At 58.6% G+C, this 19501-nt stretch carries 26 protein-coding genes and 1 pseudogene; 19 read left to right on the plus strand and 8 right to left on the minus strand.

The window, feature by feature from the left end:
- Nucleotides 1-35: 35 nt before the first annotated feature.
- The 6 genes from istB to KIT53_RS01880 all read right to left on the minus strand — a co-directional run bounded on the left by istB (nucleotide 36) and on the right by KIT53_RS01880 (nucleotide 4088).
- Nucleotides 36-851 carry an IS21-like element helper ATPase IstB gene (gene istB / locus KIT53_RS01855; protein WP_297746690.1) on the minus strand — a complete coding sequence of 272 codons (816 nt, stop codon included), beginning with the start codon at nucleotides 849-851 and terminating at the stop codon, nucleotides 36-38.
- On the minus strand, nucleotides 844-2370 hold the full coding sequence (istA, locus tag KIT53_RS01860) for an IS21 family transposase (RefSeq protein ID WP_297746693.1): 1527 nt from the start codon (nucleotides 2368-2370) through the stop codon (nucleotides 844-846). The genes istB and istA overlap by 8 nt, the downstream gene beginning before the upstream one ends.
- Nucleotides 2371-2687: 317 nt before the next feature.
- Nucleotides 2688-3020: a type II toxin-antitoxin system PemK/MazF family toxin gene (locus KIT53_RS01865; protein ID WP_297746696.1), complete on the minus strand. Its 333-nt coding sequence runs from the start codon at nucleotides 3018-3020 to the stop codon at nucleotides 2688-2690.
- Nucleotides 3020-3277: an antitoxin gene (locus KIT53_RS01870; RefSeq protein ID WP_297746699.1), complete on the minus strand. Its 258-nt coding sequence runs from the start codon at nucleotides 3275-3277 to the stop codon at nucleotides 3020-3022. Before KIT53_RS01870 ends, KIT53_RS01865 begins: the two co-directional genes overlap by 1 nt.
- An 85-nt stretch (nucleotides 3278-3362) precedes the next feature.
- Entirely contained in the window at nucleotides 3363-3791 is a 429-nt protein-coding gene (locus tag KIT53_RS01875; RefSeq protein ID WP_366521882.1) for a type II toxin-antitoxin system VapC family toxin, read from the minus strand.
- A 33-nt stretch (nucleotides 3792-3824) separates the two neighbouring features.
- Nucleotides 3825-4088, minus strand: coding sequence for a type II toxin-antitoxin system Phd/YefM family antitoxin (locus KIT53_RS01880; protein WP_297746705.1), 264 nt, complete (start codon nucleotides 4086-4088; stop codon nucleotides 3825-3827).
- A gap of 293 nt (nucleotides 4089-4381) precedes the next feature.
- On the opposite strand from KIT53_RS01880, the gene KIT53_RS01885 reads away from it, so the two are divergent.
- The 12 genes from KIT53_RS01885 to KIT53_RS01940 all read left to right on the plus strand — a co-directional run bounded on the left by KIT53_RS01885 (nucleotide 4382) and on the right by KIT53_RS01940 (nucleotide 11797).
- A complete protein-coding gene (locus KIT53_RS01885; RefSeq protein ID WP_297746708.1) occupies nucleotides 4382-4999 on the plus strand; it encodes a DNA-binding protein in 618 nt (205 codons plus the stop codon).
- Between the two features lie 179 nt (nucleotides 5000-5178).
- Entirely contained in the window at nucleotides 5179-5424 is a 246-nt protein-coding gene (locus KIT53_RS01890; RefSeq protein WP_297746711.1) for a type II toxin-antitoxin system ParD family antitoxin, read from the plus strand.
- Nucleotides 5421-5705: a type II toxin-antitoxin system RelE/ParE family toxin gene (locus KIT53_RS01895; protein WP_297746715.1), complete on the plus strand. Its 285-nt coding sequence runs from the start codon at nucleotides 5421-5423 to the stop codon at nucleotides 5703-5705. The genes KIT53_RS01890 and KIT53_RS01895 overlap by 4 nt, the downstream gene beginning before the upstream one ends.
- Nucleotides 5706-6042: 337 nt before the next feature.
- A complete protein-coding gene (locus tag KIT53_RS01900) occupies nucleotides 6043-6762 on the plus strand; it encodes a DUF3577 domain-containing protein (RefSeq protein WP_297746718.1) in 720 nt (239 codons plus the stop codon).
- Between the two features lie 83 nt (nucleotides 6763-6845).
- Nucleotides 6846-7073 carry a hypothetical protein gene (locus tag KIT53_RS01905; RefSeq protein WP_297746721.1) on the plus strand — a complete coding sequence of 76 codons (228 nt, stop codon included), beginning with the start codon at nucleotides 6846-6848 and terminating at the stop codon, nucleotides 7071-7073.
- A 385-nt stretch (nucleotides 7074-7458) separates the two neighbouring features.
- Nucleotides 7459-8058: a DUF3275 family protein gene (locus tag KIT53_RS01910; RefSeq protein WP_297746724.1), complete on the plus strand. Its 600-nt coding sequence runs from the start codon at nucleotides 7459-7461 to the stop codon at nucleotides 8056-8058.
- 527 nt (nucleotides 8059-8585) lie between these two features.
- Nucleotides 8586-8882 (plus strand): hypothetical protein, encoded by a 297-nt coding sequence (locus KIT53_RS01915; RefSeq protein WP_297746727.1) that lies wholly within the window; start codon nucleotides 8586-8588, stop codon nucleotides 8880-8882.
- Between the two features lies 1 nt (nucleotide 8883).
- On the plus strand, nucleotides 8884-9153 hold the full coding sequence (locus tag KIT53_RS01920) for a hypothetical protein (protein ID WP_297746730.1): 270 nt from the start codon (nucleotides 8884-8886) through the stop codon (nucleotides 9151-9153).
- Nucleotides 9154-9255: 102 nt separating this feature from the next.
- Nucleotides 9256-9537: a hypothetical protein gene (locus KIT53_RS01925; protein ID WP_297746733.1), complete on the plus strand. Its 282-nt coding sequence runs from the start codon at nucleotides 9256-9258 to the stop codon at nucleotides 9535-9537.
- 223 nt (nucleotides 9538-9760) lie between these two features.
- Complete coding sequence (locus KIT53_RS01930; protein WP_297746738.1) at nucleotides 9761-10282, plus strand: JAB domain-containing protein; 522 nt, start codon at nucleotides 9761-9763, stop codon at nucleotides 10280-10282.
- A 271-nt stretch (nucleotides 10283-10553) separates the two neighbouring features.
- Entirely contained in the window at nucleotides 10554-10763 is a 210-nt protein-coding gene (locus KIT53_RS01935; RefSeq protein ID WP_297746742.1) for a DUF1902 domain-containing protein, read from the plus strand.
- Nucleotides 10764-10777: 14 nt separating this feature from the next.
- A complete protein-coding gene (locus tag KIT53_RS01940) occupies nucleotides 10778-11797 on the plus strand; it encodes a DUF6094 domain-containing protein (protein ID WP_297746940.1) in 1020 nt (339 codons plus the stop codon).
- 243 nt (nucleotides 11798-12040) lie between these two features.
- On the opposite strand, the gene KIT53_RS01945 is transcribed toward KIT53_RS01940, so the two are convergent.
- A complete protein-coding gene (locus KIT53_RS01945; RefSeq protein ID WP_297746745.1) occupies nucleotides 12041-12214 on the minus strand; it encodes a hypothetical protein in 174 nt (57 codons plus the stop codon).
- A gap of 40 nt (nucleotides 12215-12254) precedes the next feature.
- Here KIT53_RS01945 and KIT53_RS01950 point away from each other — a divergent pair, with 40 nt between their 5' ends.
- Entirely contained in the window at nucleotides 12255-12806 is a 552-nt protein-coding gene (locus tag KIT53_RS01950; RefSeq protein WP_297746749.1) for a hypothetical protein, read from the plus strand.
- Here KIT53_RS01950 and KIT53_RS01955 read toward each other — a convergent pair.
- Nucleotides 12795-13460, minus strand: a pseudogene (locus KIT53_RS01955) (IS256 family transposase); the annotation flags it as partial. The gene KIT53_RS01950 and the pseudogene KIT53_RS01955 sit on opposite strands and share 12 nt — an antisense overlap.
- A gap of 71 nt (nucleotides 13461-13531) precedes the next feature.
- Here KIT53_RS01955 and KIT53_RS01960 point away from each other — a divergent pair.
- The 6 genes from KIT53_RS01960 (at nucleotide 13532) to KIT53_RS01985 (ending at nucleotide 19342) form a co-directional block, all read left to right on the plus strand.
- Nucleotides 13532-14515 carry a hypothetical protein gene (locus tag KIT53_RS01960; protein ID WP_297746751.1) on the plus strand — a complete coding sequence of 328 codons (984 nt, stop codon included), beginning with the start codon at nucleotides 13532-13534 and terminating at the stop codon, nucleotides 14513-14515.
- Entirely contained in the window at nucleotides 14505-16361 is a 1857-nt protein-coding gene (locus KIT53_RS01965) for an integrase (protein ID WP_297746753.1), read from the plus strand. The genes KIT53_RS01960 and KIT53_RS01965 overlap by 11 nt, the downstream gene beginning before the upstream one ends.
- Nucleotides 16354-16755 (plus strand): TetR family transcriptional regulator, encoded by a 402-nt coding sequence (locus KIT53_RS01970; protein ID WP_066784037.1) that lies wholly within the window; start codon nucleotides 16354-16356, stop codon nucleotides 16753-16755. The genes KIT53_RS01965 and KIT53_RS01970 overlap by 8 nt, the downstream gene beginning before the upstream one ends.
- Before the next feature lie 177 nt (nucleotides 16756-16932).
- Entirely contained in the window at nucleotides 16933-17820 is an 888-nt protein-coding gene (locus KIT53_RS01975; protein WP_297746756.1) for a hypothetical protein, read from the plus strand.
- A gap of 70 nt (nucleotides 17821-17890) precedes the next feature.
- Complete coding sequence (locus KIT53_RS01980; RefSeq protein ID WP_297746759.1) at nucleotides 17891-18565, plus strand: hypothetical protein; 675 nt, start codon at nucleotides 17891-17893, stop codon at nucleotides 18563-18565.
- Complete coding sequence (locus KIT53_RS01985) at nucleotides 18566-19342, plus strand: ATP-binding protein (protein ID WP_297746762.1); 777 nt, start codon at nucleotides 18566-18568, stop codon at nucleotides 19340-19342.
- Nucleotides 19343-19501: the final 159 nt, after the last annotated feature.

Genomic DNA, 19501 nt, shown 5'->3' on the forward strand with positions numbered 1-19501 from the left:
CCATACGGTTCGCGAAAAGAGCCTAGATGTTTTGGCTATTCGGTTGTGGATAAGTCTATCGGGTCTGCTGTTTTTCGATCTCCTTTCTGAGCTTTGCTGCGCGGCTTGGGTGGCGCCGCGCCAGCGGCACTGGAATGCTTGAATCGCCAGCTTTCATTGCCTGTCTCCACGATGTGGCAGTGGTGCGTGAGGCGGTCGAGCAAAGCGGTGGTCATCTTGGCGTCGCCAAAGACACTGCTCCATTCTGAGAAGGTGAGGTTGGTGGTGATCACCACGCTCGTTCGCTCGTAGAGTTTGGAGAGCAGGTGGAACAGCATCGCACCGCCCGACTGCGTGAACGGCAGGTAGCCCAATTCATCGAGGATCACCAGATCGACGTACATCAGCCGGTGCGCCATTTGCCCGGACTTGTTCTGCGCCTTCTCCATCTCCAGGGCGTTGACCAGGTCCACCGTGGAGAAGAAGCGCACCCGTTTGCCATGCATGCGGATGGCCTCGATCCCCATGGCTGTGGCCAGATGGGTCTTGCCCGTGCCGGGGCCACCGACCAGCACCACGTTGTGTGCCGAGTCCACGAAGCCCAGGGTGTGCAGATGGCGCACCAACGCCTCATCGATGGGCGTGTGGGCGAAGTCAAAGCCAGCGAGATCGCGGTGCGCCGGGAACCGCGCCACGCGCATCTGGTACGCCATGGAGCGCACCTCGCGCTGCGCAGTCTCGGCCTTGATGAGTTGGTGCAACACGGCCTCGTGATCGAGCGACTTCATGCGGGCAGTGCCCAGCACTTCTGGCCAGGCACTGGCCATGCCGTGCAGGCCCAGCGCCTTCAAAGCATCCATGACGTCATGCATGGCCGGACTCCTGTGACGCCTCAAGAGGCGGGGCGTTGCGCAGCGCGTCGTAGCGCTGCAGGTTGGCCAGTGGCGGCGTGCTGAGCGTGAGCATGGTGGCCACCGGTGGCTCGGGCATGCGCTGCTCCTGCAGGCGCGAGAGCAGGTTGAGCACGTGCTCGGCGCTCACTCGCCCCGACTGCAGTGCCAGCTCCACGGCCACCAGCACGGCTTCGAGCCCGTGCAGGCTCACGCCCATGAGCACCTGCGCCATCACCTTGTCGCCACCGCTGTGGCGCAGCAACTGGCGCTGCAGCTCCTGCAGGGGTTCGGGTATGGTCTTGAAGGGCGCGCCGTTGCGCAACGCGCCGGGCTTGCGCTCGATCAGCGCGATGTAGTGCATCCAGTCGTAGAGCGTCTGATCCCGCTCGAAGCTGCGCGCCAGGCGCACCTTTCGCCCGTCAGGCCCGACCACCAGCAGGCCATCCGCGTAGGCCCGCAGACTGACCACCGCATGGATCCACTCGCACGGCACGCTGTAGCGGTTGCGCTGGAAGTGAATCAGCGAGGTGGCAGAGACCCGCACCGGCTGCTCCACGTAGCCATCAAACGCCCGGGGGGTGGGCATGAGGCGAGCACGCTCGTCCTGCCAGACGTCGGCCACCGTGAGGTGTGCCCACTCAGGGTGAGCCATCTCGGCCCAGGCCTTCACACAGGCCTGCTGCAACCAGTCGTTGAGCTCGTCCAGCGATCCCCAGCGTCGCTCACTGGCCTCGCGCCAGATGTCCTTGCGCCGATCCTGGACGTTCTTCTCGACGACCCCCTTCTCCCAGCCGGCGGCCCGGTTGCAGAACTCCGGCTCGAACAGGTAGTGCCCGGTCATCGCCTCAAAGCGCGCATTGACGCTGCGTTGCTTGCCCTGGCCGACCTTGTCCACCGCCGTCTTCATGTTGTCGTAGATGCCCCGGCGGGGCACGCCACCGAAGAGGGCGAACGCCCGTGCGTGCGCATCGAACAGCATCTCGTGCGCCTGGCTGTAGTACGCCACCAGGCAGAAGGCGCGACTGGCCGCCAGCTTGGTGTGTGCCACCTCCAGGCGGCGACGCAGCCCGCCAATGAAGAGGTACTCGCAGCTCCAGTCGAACTGGAACGCCTCGCCCAGTTCGAAGCTCAGCGGCACGAACCCTGCACCACGCGCCGCGTTGCCCTGCTCTTGCTGCCAGCGCTGGGCAAATGTGTACACCGGCCCTCGGCTGCCACTGTAGCCCTGCACCCGCAGCGCTTCAAACATGGCCTTGATACCGCGCCGATCGCGTTTGCTGCGATGGCTATCGGCTTTGAGCCACTGGCTCAACTGCTCCTTGTACGGATCCAGGATGCTGGGGCCCGAGACCCGCTGCGGGTATCGGGGCTCGACCATCTGCTCGTCTTTGAGCCACTTGGTGGCTGTGTTGCGCGAGATGCCCAGCCGCCGGCTGGCCTCGCGCACCGACACGTCCTGCCTCAGCACGAGGCGGCGTAACTTGCTCAATGTGCTCACGTTAATCACTCCTGCTCCCACGTGCTGAAAAATTCAGCACGATAGAGCCGCAACGTGGCTCAGATTTCAGCGTGAACGCGTCCCGAAATGGCCCAGTTTTGGAAATGAATCAACACCGGGTGCATTGGTGTAGCTCTGCAGGCCCTTGGCCTGCAATCTACGGCATCGCAGGAGTCGGGCCGCCCGAGTTCGCGAAGCCATTCTGTCTAGCCTGCCTGATGTAGTTTGGAGGAAGGCGGCAATAGAGTTGCCACACACCAGGAAGCAAGTCACACCTGCGCGGAGCACTTGCCGATGCAGCGAGGGGCGTCGCCTTCTCATTCAAGGATCGTGGCCAGCTTTGCCAAAACATCATCCATGATGTAGCCAGGCACGCTTTCCACCTTGCGGCCGCCGCGGGCGAGCACATCCAGCGCGCGTGGCTGGGCGCACACGACAACGCCCGTTGTTCGAGTGCCTGCGCCCATCAGGGAGACGGCGAAACCGGCCATGCGGGTGAAGGCGCCGCCGCTGGTGATCGGTAGCACCACGGGCGTCTTCGTCAGGCGGTTGAACGCGCCTGGCGAGACGATGAGCACTGGGCGGGTGCCCTGCTGCTCATGGCCGGAGGTGGGATCGAGCGAGACGAAATAAATGTCCCCGCGCTCCATCACAGCAACTCACGGCCGATGGCGGGGGTATCCAGCCATTCTTTTTCCTCGACGCTCGGATCGCCCGAGGGGTCACACTGGGCCAGCAGTTCATCAAGCGTGTAGTGAGGCCGCGGCTTGGGTTCGATGACCAGGCGACCATGATCGATAGCCAAGCCAACCGTGGTGCCAGCCGCCAGGTGCAATTGATCGAGAAAGGCGGGCGGGACGGCCAGCATGACCGAGCCGCCGACTTTGCGTAGGTTCGTGGTGTGCATTTGAGGCCCGCATTGGTTAAGTTATACGAAAATATAACATGACTCAATGAAACATGCCAACGGCTTCGACTCGTGCTGATGAGTGTCATGTTTTCTCGGGGAGAAATTCCCAGGGGTTGACCAGCTGAACCCCGGTGGCCTCGAAATGCTTGATGTTGCGCGTGACCACGGCCGCACCATGGACGAGGCCCGTTGCGGCAATCAACGGATCACGGTAGTCCCTGGAATCAGCCCACTGCAATTTCGCCGCCTGTCGGGCGACGACGTGATCGATGGGCAGGATGCGGCCGGCAAAAGCCGGCAGCACCATTTTCTCAAGCCAGTGATTGAAAACCCCCGCCTGCGCCGCGTCCCCGCGCTGCTCGGCCAGGCTGATGCCGCGCTGGATCTCCAGCACGGTGATGGCGGTGATGAATAGCTGGTCGGTGCTCTGGGCGGCCAACCAGGCTTGCACATTCGAGGCGCAGGTGCTCTTGCGAGCCTCGGAAACGACGTTGGTGTCCAGGATCAGCATCACATCACTTCTCCCTGCCGTTGCTGGTGGGCGTCATGCGTCCAAATCCTTGGCGTCGATGCGGATGGGTTCAACGTCGAAATCGTAGGCGTCGGCTTCGGGCATGCGCAGCAGCTCCACGAGGCTCTTGTCGGTCTTTGTGAGGCGGCGGTATTCGGCGATGGGGATGAGCGCGAGGGAAGGCTCGCCGCGGTCTGTGATGATCACGGTGTCCCCCTCGGATGCGGCGCGCTTAGCCGCGCTGACGTTATGCACGAACTCTCGGCTCGTGACGGTTCGCACTTGTGCCTGTCCCATGATCTTTCCTTTCAATCCACTTGATGATGTTAGTCACGTTGCCAACATTGGTCAAGAATGATCGTATCGCTGTAGGCTGCAATCTTCTTGTCATGCGTCAGCAGCCGCATGGGCTCCACCAGGGCCTGGGTCATCAGCGTCCGATCACCTTAAACCAGGGTCGCTATCGCTCCACGTTGTTGCGAATAACATCCTCCGTTTGCTGCGATCGTGCTCTGCAGAACGGTTAAAAAACACTTGCATATCGTAGCGCTATCATATATCGTATCTGTATTGTAATTAATGGATATGATATGTCTCGCCCAGGAATTTCCGCCGCCCATGTCGCAGCAGCCGCCGAGGCGCTGCAGGCCGAGGGTCAGCAACCCACTATCCGCGCCGTGCGCGAGCGCCTGGGCGACACCGGTAGCCCGAACACCATCCAGCGGCACCTGGCCGCGTGGCGCAAATCGCGCCCGGCAGCTATACCAGGGCAGGAGCTACCGAAGGCGCTGGCCGCTGCCATCGCCGCCGAGCTGGCAGGCGCTGCAACCGCAGCGCGTGAAGCGGCTCAGGCCGAAATAGACCAGGCGCAGGCCGAGGCCGCCGAACTGGCAGTAGCCGGTGAGGCACTGGAAACCGCCCGCGACGACCTGTCAGTACTGGCGCAGGCGCTGCGCGGTGAGCGTGACACTCTTGCAGGCCGGGTGGATGCCCTGCAGGCCGAGAACGAGCGTCTGCGCGTTGCACTGGACGCAGGGCGGGAGCAGGCACAGACGGCGCAGCAGGCAGCTGCCGTGGCCCAGGCCCAAGTCCAGGCGGCGCTGGAGCGCGCAACGCGTGCGGAAACACTGGCAGCGCAGCAGGCCCAGGAGCTGACCAGGGCCCAGCAGGAAGCCGCGCACCTGCGGGGACGCATGGAGGCCACCTGACCGCTCAAGCCGTCGCATGTAACGTCCCGGATTCCCGACCCGGTGGCACACAAGGCAAGCGAGATTCAGCAGGCGCCGAAAGATGACATTGGGCGTCGGACAACATTGATCTGTCAGATGTGCGGCGCGGTAAGTACCAACAATTAATATAAAATGGTACGCAGCCAAGGAGAGCATCCATGCGAAATACATCCGTATCCCTCGGGCAGCACTTCACCAGTTTCATTGATTCCCAAGTGCAGGGCGGACGCTATGGCTCCGCAAGCGATGTAGTCCGGGCAGGGCTGCGACTGCTGGAGGAGCATGAAACCAGGGTAAAGGCGCTGCAAGATGCGTTGAATGTCGGCCTTGCATCCGGTGAACCGCGTCCGTTCGACTTCGAGGCTTTTAAGGCCCGTAAGCGTGCAGGGTTTCCAGCGCCATGAAAGCCATTGCGTTTTCGCCAGCGGCGGAGGCGGACATTGGCGAGATTTGGGACTACAGCGCGGACAGGTGGGGGCCAGACCAGGCCGACAGCTACACCGACACAATTCGGGATGCCTGCTATGCGCTAGCCCGAGGAACAAAGCAAGGCCGCCCCTCCGTGCTGCCGAACCTGCAGAAATACCTATGCGGCTCGCATGTGGTCTATTTCCTCGATTTCCCAGACCACCTGAACGTGATCCGCGTGCTGCACCAACGGCAAGACGTTGAGCGGCACCTATAGGTCAAAGAAACTCTCTGCTGCCTTGAGTGCGGCGCGACAGCCGGCTTCGGTGTCACTGTTGATGGGGTGCAGGGTGCGGTTCATAGTGTGGCTTCCACGGTGTGGGCGTCGATGACGACTATTGACATCGCTCCCCGAACCATATAGCTTTCGTCCTGTGACATGCCGCAAGGCACCACGCAGCGCCTCAACTCTTGAAAGGCGCACGCACTGACTCCCAAGGTCGGTGCCAGAGTATTTTCGTTGCAACCCGGACAGGGATTTTGCGTATCCCTGTCCTCGGCCTCACGGTCGGTGTCGGGCTGCGTGATCTCCTAAGTCCATTCTTTTGGAGATCATGATGACTGCTTCCGCACAAACCAACCATTTCAACCTGCATGTCAATGGCGTCGGATACGTGAACCGTGTCCGCTGGGTTGAACCTCGTCGCAACGCCGGCCGCCGTGCCGAACCCTTCCTTGCCTGTTCCGTGTCTGCCATTCGTGGCAATGCGGAGAGTCCTGACTACACCTACTTCGACCTGCGGGTCAGTGGCAGCGAGGCCATCGAGATGGTCGAGCGCCTGAAGGTGGATGTTGAGAACAAGCGCAAGGTGTTCATCGCATTCCGCATTGGGGACATTTATCCCCACATGTACGAACGCGATGTACGGCGCGATGGTAGTAAGACTGGCGAGAAGGAGATGGCAGCACTCATCAAGGGTCGCCTGCTCCTGATCAACAGTATCACCATCGACGGTGAAAACGTGTACCGGCGTGATCCCGAAGCCGACCAGCCCGTTGACGACCTGCAACCCGCTCCCCAGGAGTTGGAGCAGGGTTCGCCAGCGGCGCAACCGGTCGAACAGGGTGAAGAGCTGCAACGCGATACTGCGCCGCAGGTGGCCGAGGGTGAACCTCGACGCCAGCGTCCCGAGCGCATCCAGGAACGTGTCCAGCCGGCTGCTCGTCCGCCGCAAGCACGTCCTGCCAGCCAGCGTCCCGCCTACAACGGTGGATACGCTGCCGGTCGTACCGTCCGTCAGGGCGCCGACTATGTTGCTCGTGCCGTAGCCTGAAACTCAGCGCCACGACCAGACCCCTCGCATTCGCCTTCGTGGCGGATCGAGGGGTTTGCTTTTTGAAGCGAACGGAGTACCAGATGACAGAGTTACAACACCCACAGACCCCTGCGCATGGCCTTTTGGCCCGGCGGTATTGCGACAAGTGCCTGCCACTGCAGGTGCTGCGGTCGCGGGCGGGCTACTACCTTGGCACTTGCGATCAGGATGGGCCAGTGTCCCGCGAGTCGGTGGAGTATTTCCTGACCGCTGACCAGGCGCATGCAGCGCATCGCAGCCGCGCATGGACGCAACGCATGGAACCCTAGCGTTACCGTGCGTGCAGCCAGTCAGTCTTGATTTTCTGATGCCCAGCGCATATCCTTAGAGTGCTTTGCGAGTGTTTACTGGTGTCACTTGAATAACCAGGGCCAGCACTGCTGGCGTATGAGGCCCATCAACCCCTGAAGTGGGCACGCGCGCAAGCGTCGGGGTACCCTCGGCACGCTTCCTCGAACTGCACACACACTCGCTGTTGCGTCGCCAGAACTGCCAGGTCGCAAGCCTGTCAGTAACTTCAAGCCTCGGAGAGCCCAGGCCGCGCAAGCGGTCTGGGTATCTTCTAATTTTTTTCAACCTCACGGGACAACCCTCATGTCCCGCGAGGGGCGTGGGTGGAGTGCTTCCGTGTTTTTTCACCAGGAGCACACCACCATGATCACCGTCAAAAATGCCACCCTGCGCGTCAAGCGCATCAACGGCCGCAATGGCCCGTTTTGTATTGCTGACCTGTCCACCGATTTCGGTGAGTTCAAGGTCAAGGAATCACTGCTCGACCAGTTCGACGAGGGCACCTACGAGGCGACCGTGTGGATCGACGAGATCTACATGGGCCAGTATGTCGCCTACGGGAAGGCCGTCACGGAGATTCGGGCACGCCTGCGCGATGTGCAGGTGCTGACCGAAGATCAACGCCCGGTGTCCGAGGAAATCGTTGAACCCGATCCCCTGGAAGAGCAGCCGCAGCCGGCACCCGCCATCCAGAAGCCACCCGTCCAGGAAGAGCCCCGCGACAAGCGCTGGGACAAGTTCAAGAAGTCCAAGGAGGAAGCCGCACCCGTACAGGACGCGGATGAATCTGAACCTGCAAACGATCTGTTCGATGAAGAAACCTGGTCGGCCATGGAGCGGGCCATGCCCGTCAAGCTCGATGCCTCCGTGGATCGGGCCTTGTTGAGACAGCAGGCAGGAATGCTTAGGCAGCGTGGCTATCGCTTCGATGCCAAGCAGCAGATCTGGCTCTTTACCAGTTGACAGGAAGGGGAGCCCGCAAGGGTTCCGCCTCCAGCCCGCCTGACGGTGGGTTGACCTCTACATCACGCATTGGGTGTAGAGGCCAGCCTCCCGGCATGCCGCGGGAAGATGTCCTAGCAGGGTGGCGGCGACCTCATGCGTCCGCAGCTTTGCGAATGGGCGGTGTGCGGTGAAAGCCAAGCCGCACCGTTGACCCTCGCGCCTTTTATTGGTCACCTCGACCCCCGCTTTCGGTGATCCACCTGCCGCCCCAGCTCTTCGGAGCGATGGCGGGCCGCAGTGAGGGGGTGCAGTTCAAGCAATCGTATCTAGCCCGGAACCCGATGGGTTCCCCGAGTGCCCGCAGCGTGGCGGACACTGGGGGAAACCATCTGACCCGAACCGATGATGGTCTCAAGGCGTGTTCAACCCTGAAAACACGCAGGCCGGCGCAAGCCTACCGGGTACAACTGTGATTTCCATCAAGCCTTGCGGGCGCCTGTCCGCAAGAGCCAGGCCCTGCATTTTTCGATGCAAGGAGTAGACTGATGAGCGTGTCTCATTCGACTGTTTACGGTTCGTTGTCGCGAGCGGGCATCCCCTCCGATAACGCCAACGAGGTGGAGCAAGCCATGAAACAGATGGTCGATAACGGCGTCGAAGGCGTGCGCGGCGATGTTCGGGATTTGCGAGAGCAAGTTCTGAGCAAAGCGGACGGGCAAGTGCTTCGGGCCGAAATCGTGACCGAGCTTCACAAGACCATCAGCGACCTCACGATCAAGATGTTCGGTGCAATGCTGGCTTCGACCGGCATCATCATCGCTGTGGTGATCAAGCTGGCGTGACATGGCTGGCGATTTCTACAAAACCCTGGTGGCAGCCGGCAAGCCCCACGATGCAGCCTACAAGGTGGACAGGGCACTTCATGAAGTGCTCGACTATCTGAGGCCCGTCATGCTCAGGCGCGAGATGCCCTGGCCTGAGCTGCACATCTTCGAGGCGTTTACCGAGTTGGGCACACCACCCGACATGGCCAACAAGCTCGAAGGCGAGTTTCAGAAACTGCTCTGGGACTTGCGTGAAGAAGGCTGGGAACACCGACTGCGTTCCCGCTGAGTTCGTCCGGCACTGCAGCCGGAATGCATTTTCATCAACCCCCTGGGGACAGCCGATCCCCGCGCGGGGTAGGTCGTCCCCGTTTTTCTCATGGAGACGTCGATGACCTTCAACAACCTTTCTGTTACCAACGACGACCAGGAGCGCAGGCTGTTTCACAGCATCTTCAATGAATGGGTGATGGCCCATGCCAGCGAAGACGACTGGCTGCAACTGGAGCAGGCGCGCGAGCACTTTGCTCCCAACGAAGTGTGCTCAGCCGTCAGGCTGGTGCGCCGCTGTCTGGCTCGCCAGGAACTGGTGCAGGAGCTTCCACTGTCCCTGCGTCAACTACTGCAAGAACGGAATTGGCCGCAGGTTTGCGACGGCGCGATAGCGCCCTGAGCCTGGGCAGCGCCTGCCTCAAGTCCATGTCCTCCAGCAGTTCGGTCAGATCGACCTGCTGGGCGGCATTGCCACCCTGGATGGAAATCAGTTTCGTGCGATCGGCCATGGCCGTTAGTGTGCCATCGCACGGGCTGATTCCCGTATCACTCATTTCAACAACCCGGATGGGGCGACGCTCCTACCGGGGGTGTTCTCCGTCCATTTTTGACTGGAGAGCACCATGTTCATCAATCCGATTGACTCTCGCGCACGCGAAGAAAACTCGCCACTGCTGGTGGCCGAGGCCGGTGGCTGCTACAGGCCGGCATCGGACGTTGAGATCCTGAACGCCGCTGAGCTGCGGTTGCTGGCCAGGGTGCATCACGGCCCGGCCCTGCAGACGCCGACGGCGGTCAAGGAATACCTGCGGATTCGCATGGGCACCTTGCCACATGAGGAATTCGCGGTGTTGTACCTGGATAGCCACCACCGACTGCTGCATGCTGAAACGCTGTTTCGCGGCACCTTGGGACAGACCTCTGTGTATCCGCGCGAGCTTGCCATCGGGGCGCTACGCCACGAAGCAGCGGCCGTCATGGTGGCTCACAACCACCCCAGTGGCGATCCAACTCCGTCACGCGCCGATGAGGTGCTGACGCAGACCCTCAAAACTGCCCTGGCGATGCTGGACATCCGGCTGCTCGATCACTTCATCGTCACGCCGATGCAGGTATTGAGCCTGGCCGAGCAAGGCTTGGTCTAAGCCTCAACCCGGAACCCACCCACGGATGGGTTCCCACAGCGTCAGGCCTGCACATAGGCAGAGCAGGGCGCTGTGGGAAACCATCCCTCCAACCGAAAGATGGTTTTGCGCTGTGTTCAGCCTTGTAAACACAGCCGGTCGCCATGGCGATCGAGGCATTCGTCATTTCATCAACCCGGACGGGCTGGCCCCTGCGGGTCTCCTGTCCACCACCTGTTCAAGGAGGTGTTTTATGGCACTTGCACTGTGCATGCCGGCCTATACTGGCCCCATGCAAAAGCCCTATCTCATTCACGCCGAATGGGACGACGAGGCGGGCGTTTGGGTGGCAACCTCGGACGATGTTCCGGGTCTTGCCACCGAAAGCGCCTCACTCGAAGCCCTGGCAGAGAAGCTCCAGCACCTGGTGCCTGAGCTGCTCGAAGCCAATGGCGTAGCGATGGATGATGCGGTTACTTCCCGACCGACGGGGAGACCTTGAGCCGCATCCTCCCCATGCTCATTCCCGATCTGTCGGGTGGTGTGCCATGTGAGGGGCGGACGATCCGCATGCTCGATCCCTGTTGCGGCGAGGGCGCTGCCCTGGCTGACCTGTGTCAGGGCCTGTGCAACAGCTGGCCCAACGGGCCATTCATCGAAACCTACGGTGTCGAGTTTGACCAGGAACGTGCCTGGCACGCGAAAACCATCGTGCAGAGCGTGATCCATTCGGACATCCATGACGTGGTGATCAAGCCGAGAACGGTGGGCCTGCTGTTCCTGAATCCGCCCTATGGGTTTGGATTGAAGGACAACGCCACTGGAGCCGTGGCTTCGGACACCAACGAGCGGGCCGAACGGCTGGAGCGCACTTTCCTGAAGAAAACCGCACCGCTGTTGATGATCGGCGGGGTGTTGGTGTACATCATTCCGCACTATGCCCTGGACGATGAAATCCGCACCTACCTGGCGCGCAATTTCACCGACCTGCGGTTTTTCATGGCGCCCGAGCAGCAATTCAAGCAATGCGTCATCGTGGGAACCAAGTGCAAGCCTGGGCACCCCCGAAAGGACGTGCTGGACATGCTGACACGCGCCCAGGCCGGCGAGCTGAACGACCAGGAGCTGCCCAGGCAGTGGACGCAGGAGCGCTATGTGGTTCCATCGGTGGCCTATGGCTCGGAGTTCGACTTCCGTGCCATCCGTCTCGATGGGCCGCAGCTCGCGCAAGAGCTCGACCGGTGGCAAAACAGCCTCTTGTGGACGGGGTTCGACACCACGTTCAGCCAGGCCAAATCGGAGCACCGCAGGCCCCTGCGCGATATGACCAAGTGGCACCTGGCCCTGGCGCTTGCCGCCGGACAGGTCACTGGCCGCATCGAGAGCAAGGACGGCCGTGTGTTTCTGATCAAGGGCGACACCTTCAAAAAGAAGGAGCGCACGGTGGCCACCCAGGTCGATGACAACGGCAACGTGACGGAGACCCGGGCCTCCGTGATGCGCGGTGGTTGGGACACGGCGAGGGTTTCGCTGTAGTCCCCATTGCCGCGGGTTCCAAAGCGGAAGGCCAGGATGCCGTTCTCGCGCGTGTGACAGGTCGCGCAACTCGCCAGGCCGTGCTCGTTCTGGCGCTTCTCGGTGATGATGCGCAGCACCTGGTTGTTGCCCATCTCGATCAGGGACAGGCCCGTCCAGCCATAGGCGGTGCGGTAGTAGGACGTTTGAACTTGTTGAACCGGTTGAACTTGCATGGTGACTCTCCTTGGATTGCAGGCGAAGTCAACTGATCTTCACGATCTGCCCGAGCCGGTCGCCCGGCGTGAAGTCGATCGCGTTGATCACAGGCACAAACCTGTCGAGCATGGTGATGGTCAGCGTCCACAAGGCGCTGCCGCAATGGCTGCACTTGAGACGCCGGTCGCCTAGCGTGGCCTGCGCAAACTCGGACGACACGGGCAAAGCTTCTGAAAGACATGGGTCTATGAGGCTTGTCTTGGCCACGGCTGATCTCATGGTTGAAGGCCGATCGTTTGAGGGCTTCCCATTGCTGCTGGCCGATGACGGCTGGCCTTTGGAACCAGCACAATCGTTCCTGTGGCACGCCTTGGTCACCCAAGGAAGCATTGAAAGCAAGCTCACATGGGAAGCATATGGCCGCAGGCTTTATGACTACTTTGCGTTCTTGTCTGCCAACGGCCTGGCCTGGGATGAAGACCCAAAGCCGCACGGACTCAGCGTTGTGGCAAGGTATCGCGACTGGTCGCTCGGAGAGCTGGGCTTGAATCCCAACACTGTGAACAAGCGGTTGAATCTGGTGGTCCGGTTTTACGATTGGTGCAAACGCCAGGGGCACATCACTTACCTACCGTTTGGCGTGCGCGATGTTCGCACGCCATCGCATCAGGGCTTTCTTGCCCATGTGGATCGCGCGGGCGGCGTCGTTTCAAAACCGACGGTGATGGCGCGCGAGCGCAAGGCAACGATCAAATTCCTGACCAAAGAGCAGGTTAGGCAATGCCTTGGCGCGAGGCTTGACCACCTGTAGCCAGAACTTGGCACCCTCGGTCTGGGCCAGCCACAGGCCCAGCACCTCCTTGTCGCCCGTCATGGTGATGCCGATGGCCAGGTACACCGCCTTGACCCGCACCGCGCCCTCGCGCACCTTCACATGGATGCAGTCCAGGTAGACGATGGGGTAAATCGGCTCCAGCGGTCTGGCCTGCCAGGCCTTGACCTCGTCGGCCACGGCGTCCGTCACCGAGGAAATCAGACTGGGCGAAACTTCGGTGCCGTACATCTCTTCGAGGTGAGCCTGTATCTCGCGCACCGTCATGCCACGGGCGTACAGCGAGATGATTTTGTCGTCGAAGCCGGCCCAGCGGGTCTGGTGCTTGGGGATGAGCTGGGGCTCGAAGCTGCCATGGCGGTCGCGGGGCACCTCAATGGGCAACTCGCCGAAATCGCCCTTGAGGGTCTTCTTGCTCTTGCCGTTGCGGGTGTTCCCGCTGGGGTTGGCCACTGCCTCGTTGCGTTCATGGCCCAGGTGCTCAGTCAGCTCAGCGTCCAAAGCTCGCTCGACCAGCAGCTTGGTCAACTGCTTGAGCAGTCCGTTCTCGCCAATCAGGTCTTCGGGCTTCTTGTAGCTGGCCAGCAGGCCAGACAGCAGTTCTTCGGGTACGTCGTGTTTCTTGGTACTCATGGTGCTTACGGACAGGCCGACTTGCGTCGGCGTTGGATTGTCCGTTTACACAAAATTCTGCACACCCTCGCATGCGTTCGGGCATCAACACCACTCCGCTCCTTGAAATGAAGCGGGATTGCTTGGGTCCACACCCCTTTATGCCCAACTTGATGCTGGTCAGAACTTTCAAGCGCAGAGGAAAAGGTGCGCAATTAACGTCACTGCGGCAAACTCATATCCACGACCTTGCAGCGTCGATCCCCATGGATGGCGTCGCGGTGCTAAAAATGGTGCTGGGAATGACGCAGAACCTCGTCGCCGAGGCACCAGACGGCATCAAAGATCGTGTTTGGCTCTACCGCTCATCACAACGCGGTGACCTCAAGGGGCAAACACTTTGTCTGAATATGGGCCGCGTTCACGAAAATACCAAAGCAATAGTTCACCGCCACGGGTTGTTCGCCGATGACGGCTCAGTGTTGCGAGTCACACTTGGACGCCTACGAAAGACCATGGAAAACCGTCTATGGAAGCTCAGCGATGGCGACCTGCTTGCCGTGTCCGCAGTGATGGGCCATTCCCCCCAGGTCGCAGACAACCACTACTTGCACCTTGATGAGCGCACCAAGGCCGAGGGTGCCAAATTCATTGGCGAGGCGTTGCCAGGCAAACTCAGGGGGCACGACCTCGTGCCCACCCCCACGGGTAGTTGCAAGGACAGCTTGCAAGGCGCGCTCGCTCCGAAGGACGGCTCAACACATTGCGCGGAGTTCACGCATTGCCTAGGGTGTCCGAGCTATGCCATTGTGGGGACGGTCAAGGATCTGCACCGGCTCTTCAGTTTTCAGCGCTTCCTGATGTCGGAGGTAGGCTACTACGCCACGGACGAGTGGAGTGAGTGGCGCCTTCACCATCAGGACCTCATTGCAAGAATCGACCAAATTGCATACGACAACTTCATCCCGGAAATGGTGGCGCAAGCCAAGGCGCTTGCCGAGAAAAATCCCCATCCCTTCTGGGCGATACGCATGCGCCAGTCGCAACTGAGTCGAGAGGCACGCTATGGCCGGTAACGCGATTGCATTGCAGCCGCCAAAGGCCTACGACCTCTTGGCTGCCCAGCCCGCTTCATCCAAAGGGCTGTCGGAATCCGAGAAATCCAATATCGTGGTCAGTGCGGTGGCTGACATGGACGGCAGCAACCACGTTCTGTCCCGATTTGGTGATCCGGTGTGGGACTTCAGGCCCTACTTTGAGCAATCCAATGTGGCCGATGGTCAGAAATACATTCCCTGGCCTGAGGACTGCTCGCAAGAGTTGGTCGACGACTGCAAGGTTGTTCTGTATGTATGGTTCAAGCGAGGCCTGCCAGGCTCCAAGCCTCCGGTGGCAATGGGCATCTGCCAGACTGCCATCGCATCCGCGATTCCGATGATGCGTTGGCTGACTGCGTTGAACATCAAGAGATTCGACCAGGTCAGACCCATACACGTCGCGAACTACGTCCATCACACCAAAGCCCGCCTGACCCGCAATGCGCATAGCGTCTACGACAGCTTGCGCATCCTGGACTTCTTATGGGTGTTTCGCAACGAGACTTCATCTCCGCTTGCTGCATGTCCATGGGGCGAGAGCTCACTGTGGCGGGTCAGCGGATTGGCAAAGCAACCCGGAAACCAATTTGGGCGAACTGAAACCGGGAAAACGCCCATCATTCCTGCTGATGTTCAGGCCAAGGTGTTCAACTATTGTGAAGAGGTTCTTGCAGCGGCACCGGAAATTCTGAACGAGCGCGATGCCGGGAGGTTGGGGTTTAGAAATCCTGCGTTGATCCGCATTCGGGATGCTGCACTTTACGTCCTGTCGATAACCAGTGGCATGCGCAATGAGGAGGCGATTGGGGTCGAGTCTGGGTCATGGCGAAGCGAAGTGCGAGACGGCGTTCAATTCCACTGGGTCGCTACCACCGAGCATAAGACAGGAAAAGGCAAGGTCGAATTCTTGATCCCCGAACTCACAGTCAAAGTCTTGGATCTGATGAACCGCTATGCAAAGCCGCTTCAAGAAAAGATGGCTCTTGAAGTTGCGGAACTGGAGTGCAATCCACCACCTCAGGATTTGACGAATCGGATGCTGCGATTGGCAAAGGCAAAGCGAGACGTCAGAAAGCTTTTTCTATGCACCAGCATGTCTGGCCAGAGTGAATCGGCTGGATACCACGTTGATGCGCTATCCAATGGTGGATCAAAGGTCTCATTCCGACGATTGGCCATGGCTGCCGGAACGGACTGGCAGTTGGCACCGCACCAATGCCGTAGAACTTACGCGCGCAACATTGTGGAGTCGCGCATGGGGCGCTCCTCGCTTGTATTCCTCAAATGGCAGTTCAAACATTCCAGCATGAGCATGACCCAGTTGTATGCGTCCAACCCAATGCAGGATGCATCGCTGTTCGATGAAGTTCTGGAGGAGATGACCAACTTCAAGGTGGACTTGATTGAGTCTTGGCTTGGGGATCAGCCTTTGAGCGGCGGAGCCGGGCACGAAATCAAAAAGGTGCGCGCGATTGCCTTGAAAAGTCGCACGGCATTGTTGGCGGAGACGGCGCCTCAAGTTCACATCCGTGCTACCGGCCACGGGTGGTGCTTGGCCCAGGAAAAAGGATGCGGAGGCGCGGGATTGTATGAAACAACCCGATGTGTGGGATGTAAGAACGGTGTGATTGATCAGTCGTTTGCGGACGTCTGGAGAGGTATCTATGACCAACAAAACGAATTGCTGGCCATTGACGATGCGGGACCAGCGGTCAAGCAACGGGCTGAGCGTGACGTTCAATGGGCGCGCCAGGTTATGGTGGATCTCGGGGTGCTCCCACAAGCGTCGTGTGCGTCAAATTTGAGCGGAGCTTCAAATGAATGATCCCAAGGCTCGTAGTCGAAAGAAAACTGTTGATGAAATTCAACGGGCCATTGTGCAATTGCAGGCTGACCAAGGCAAGCTGTCCATCTCTGCGGTTGCCAAGTTGGCTGAAGTCACCCCTGGACTGATTCACAACACATACCCTGACCTCGCCGAGAAAATTCGAGGCCTGGTGGGCAAGGCGACGCGCGCCCAGCGCGACGCCAAGCATGACGCACTGGTTCATGAGCGCGAGGTAAACCGCGCTCTAAGGCAGGAACTCGCTGAGACGCGTGCGGACTTGTCAAAGCTTGCGTCGATCAATCAAGTGCTTGTCCATGAAGTGGCCTTGCTCAAGGGCATGGCCACGGGGAAGGTGGTCTCGATTCTTCAACCCAAAGGCACAGGCATTTAGTCATGTTCGCTCTGGTTGGTGGCAATAATTTTTACGTTAGTTGGTCTTGACCTATGAGATGGGAGACTGCACTCGGCCAGGAGCCGTCACTGGCCACCCCATTCGGATAGCGGTCATCCGGGCGACGCGGTATGCTAGCTGCCTATAACTTCATGAACATGTTAGAGGGCAGGTTCTTTGGCAACACTAGAAATCCGCCATGAGGTCGACCGCTTCGTCCTCTACTTCGATACCCCGCGCAGAGAGATCAGCGCTTATGCCCTTGCGACAGCCCTTGTGGGGTTGGCTGACGCGGTCCGGGAAGCGAACGCGATAGTCAATCCTGGCTATGTCGTTGAAGTTGTAGTGGAGGCGCTGTCAGACGGCAGCTTCAAAGCCACGGTCCGGACGATCTTCACCAAAGCCAAGAATCTCTTCTCGCACCAGGCCGTACAAGCTGTGATTTGGGGCATCGTCGCGACCCACATCTACGAGAAGGCCATAAAGACCGAAGTTCCTCCAAATATCACGGTGACGGACACCCTCGTCACAATCGAGATTGGAAACGAGAAGATCATTGTTCCAAAGGACGTCTACGAGGCAAAGAAGCAAGTCGAACGCTCTGAACGCTTCAACAATGCATTGGGAAAGGTGTTCGATGCGGCAGCATCTGACCCGAATGTCGAAGGCATTGCCATAGTCGACGATACCGGACCGCAGCGTCCTCCACTAATCGTTCCAAGAGAGAAGTTCGCGCTGTTTCAGACCGAACAGCCCGTGGACGAATCCACCCGTGAAATCGTGGAGATCACACACGTTGAGATCTCCCGTGCAATTCTTGAACGTGGCAAGCGACGTTGGGAATTTTTCTGGCGAGGGGTAAGAATTGCCGCGCCCGTGCTCGATCAAAAGTTTTTTGACAGATTCTTCGCACACGAGATCATGATCGCGCCCGGGGACTCGCTTGAAGTCGCTCTTCGCATCGTCCAAGAAAAAAAGCCAGACTCGGGGATCTACGTAAACGTCAGGTACGAGATTGTTGAGGTCTTTCAGCACCTACCCCGTTTGACGCAGCATGCCCTCTAGCAGGTCGTTGAAGGGCTACTTACCGGGTAGCTGCAATATCGCAACCATCAGGATATAAAGAGTCATCTCAATGTTTATTCAGCTTGGAACCCCGGAGAGGTTAAGCTCGATAGGTCAAGAAACCATTGACCTGAAGGAAGCAAAATCAAAAATAGAAATTGCCGTCCTAGACGACAAACCATTCGCTCCAAAAGATTCGCTAGTTTCGCATGGTTTCAGAATTAGGGAGCTCGGTCCAGATATCAGATCAACCGACATGATATCCTCATATCCGATTGTTATTTGTGATGTGCGTGGTGTTGGCAAAGCATTTGGAAGTTCTTTAGAAGGCGCTCACCTCGTCTCCGAGATTCGCAAAGACTATCCTGATAAATATATTGTCTCGTATACGGGCGAGACCTATAGCCTACCGTTAACCAATGCTCTAGCAGCCGCAGACAAGAGGTTGGCGAAAGACGACAGCATTGATGTGTGGATAAAAACACTTGAGTCAGGCTTAAATGAAGTATCCAATCCAAGGAACAGATGGATTCGGTTGCGCACTGCCTTGCTATCAAGGGGGGTCGAGTTACATCACGTATTCAATCTGGAGCAGGCGTTAATTAAAGCCGTTCACGCAGGAAAACCAGAAATACTAAATAACAAAGCCACAAGTGCCGAGATTAGCGCCGAGGCAAAAGACCTGGTCATTAAATTCTCAGCAACCGCACTGGCCACACTTATTGGTAGTGCACTGGGAATATAAATGAGATACGACAAACAAAACAAGAGAATCGAAAACCTTAGCCAGCAGGTAACCGATTTAATTAGACAAAACGCAGTTCTGAAAAATGAGGTCGACTCAACACGGGAAATTTTGAACAACACCCTACACGAAATAAGAAGGTTTAGTGCTCAACTATCGAAGTTCTGCGAGCGCATTAGCCGAGATACACAGAGCGATCCCGGCCTGAACCAAGCCGCACTTTCGGCATTTTATACAGCAGGCATGATTTCATCTCGGCTTGCGTATACGGACATCGAGCTCAACCCCAAGGCGATTGAAAGCCAGACGCCTTTACGGTCCGGTATCTTTAAGAAGTTTGACAAAACAAAGAGGATTCTTGCGGAAGAGGCCAAAAACCGCAATGTCACCATAAGCCTAATCGGGGAGTCGCGCACCGAAATTGATGCTTTGCCCGTATTTGAATTGCTACCCTTCGTGATTTTAGAGAATGCGGTAAAGTATTCTCCGCAGAATCAAACAATCGAAATCATATTCGAGAGTTTTTCTGGAAGACAACAGGTTACTGTCAAATCGTACGGTCCAGATGTAGAAGATGACGAGTTGCCAAGACTTTTTGAAAAGGGGTTTCGTGGAGCTTTAACCAAGACAATGCCTGGCGAAGGCTTAGGCTTATTTCTTGCTAAACGGGTCTGCGATTTTCATGGAATATCCATTTTTGCTGAAGTTCGTAACAGAAAAAAATTCATTTTTAATGGTATTGGCTACTCTGAATTTTTAATTCAAGTGCGATTCTAAGCGTAAAACGCTTGCGCAATAACATGACGCTCAACACCGGCGCCCTACAGCAAGCCTCGCTTGCTGTAGGGCGCCGGTTAGCTCTACGTTGAGCGGCAGCTTTCCTCAAAAATCTACGGCGGCATTGGGTCGGCTGCACTCGATGGCGTCCGGCAGCTT

Origin of the sequence: Hydrogenophaga sp., from assembly GCF_026125785.1 — a bacterium.
GTDB lineage: Bacteria > Pseudomonadota > Gammaproteobacteria > Burkholderiales > Burkholderiaceae_C > Hydrogenophaga.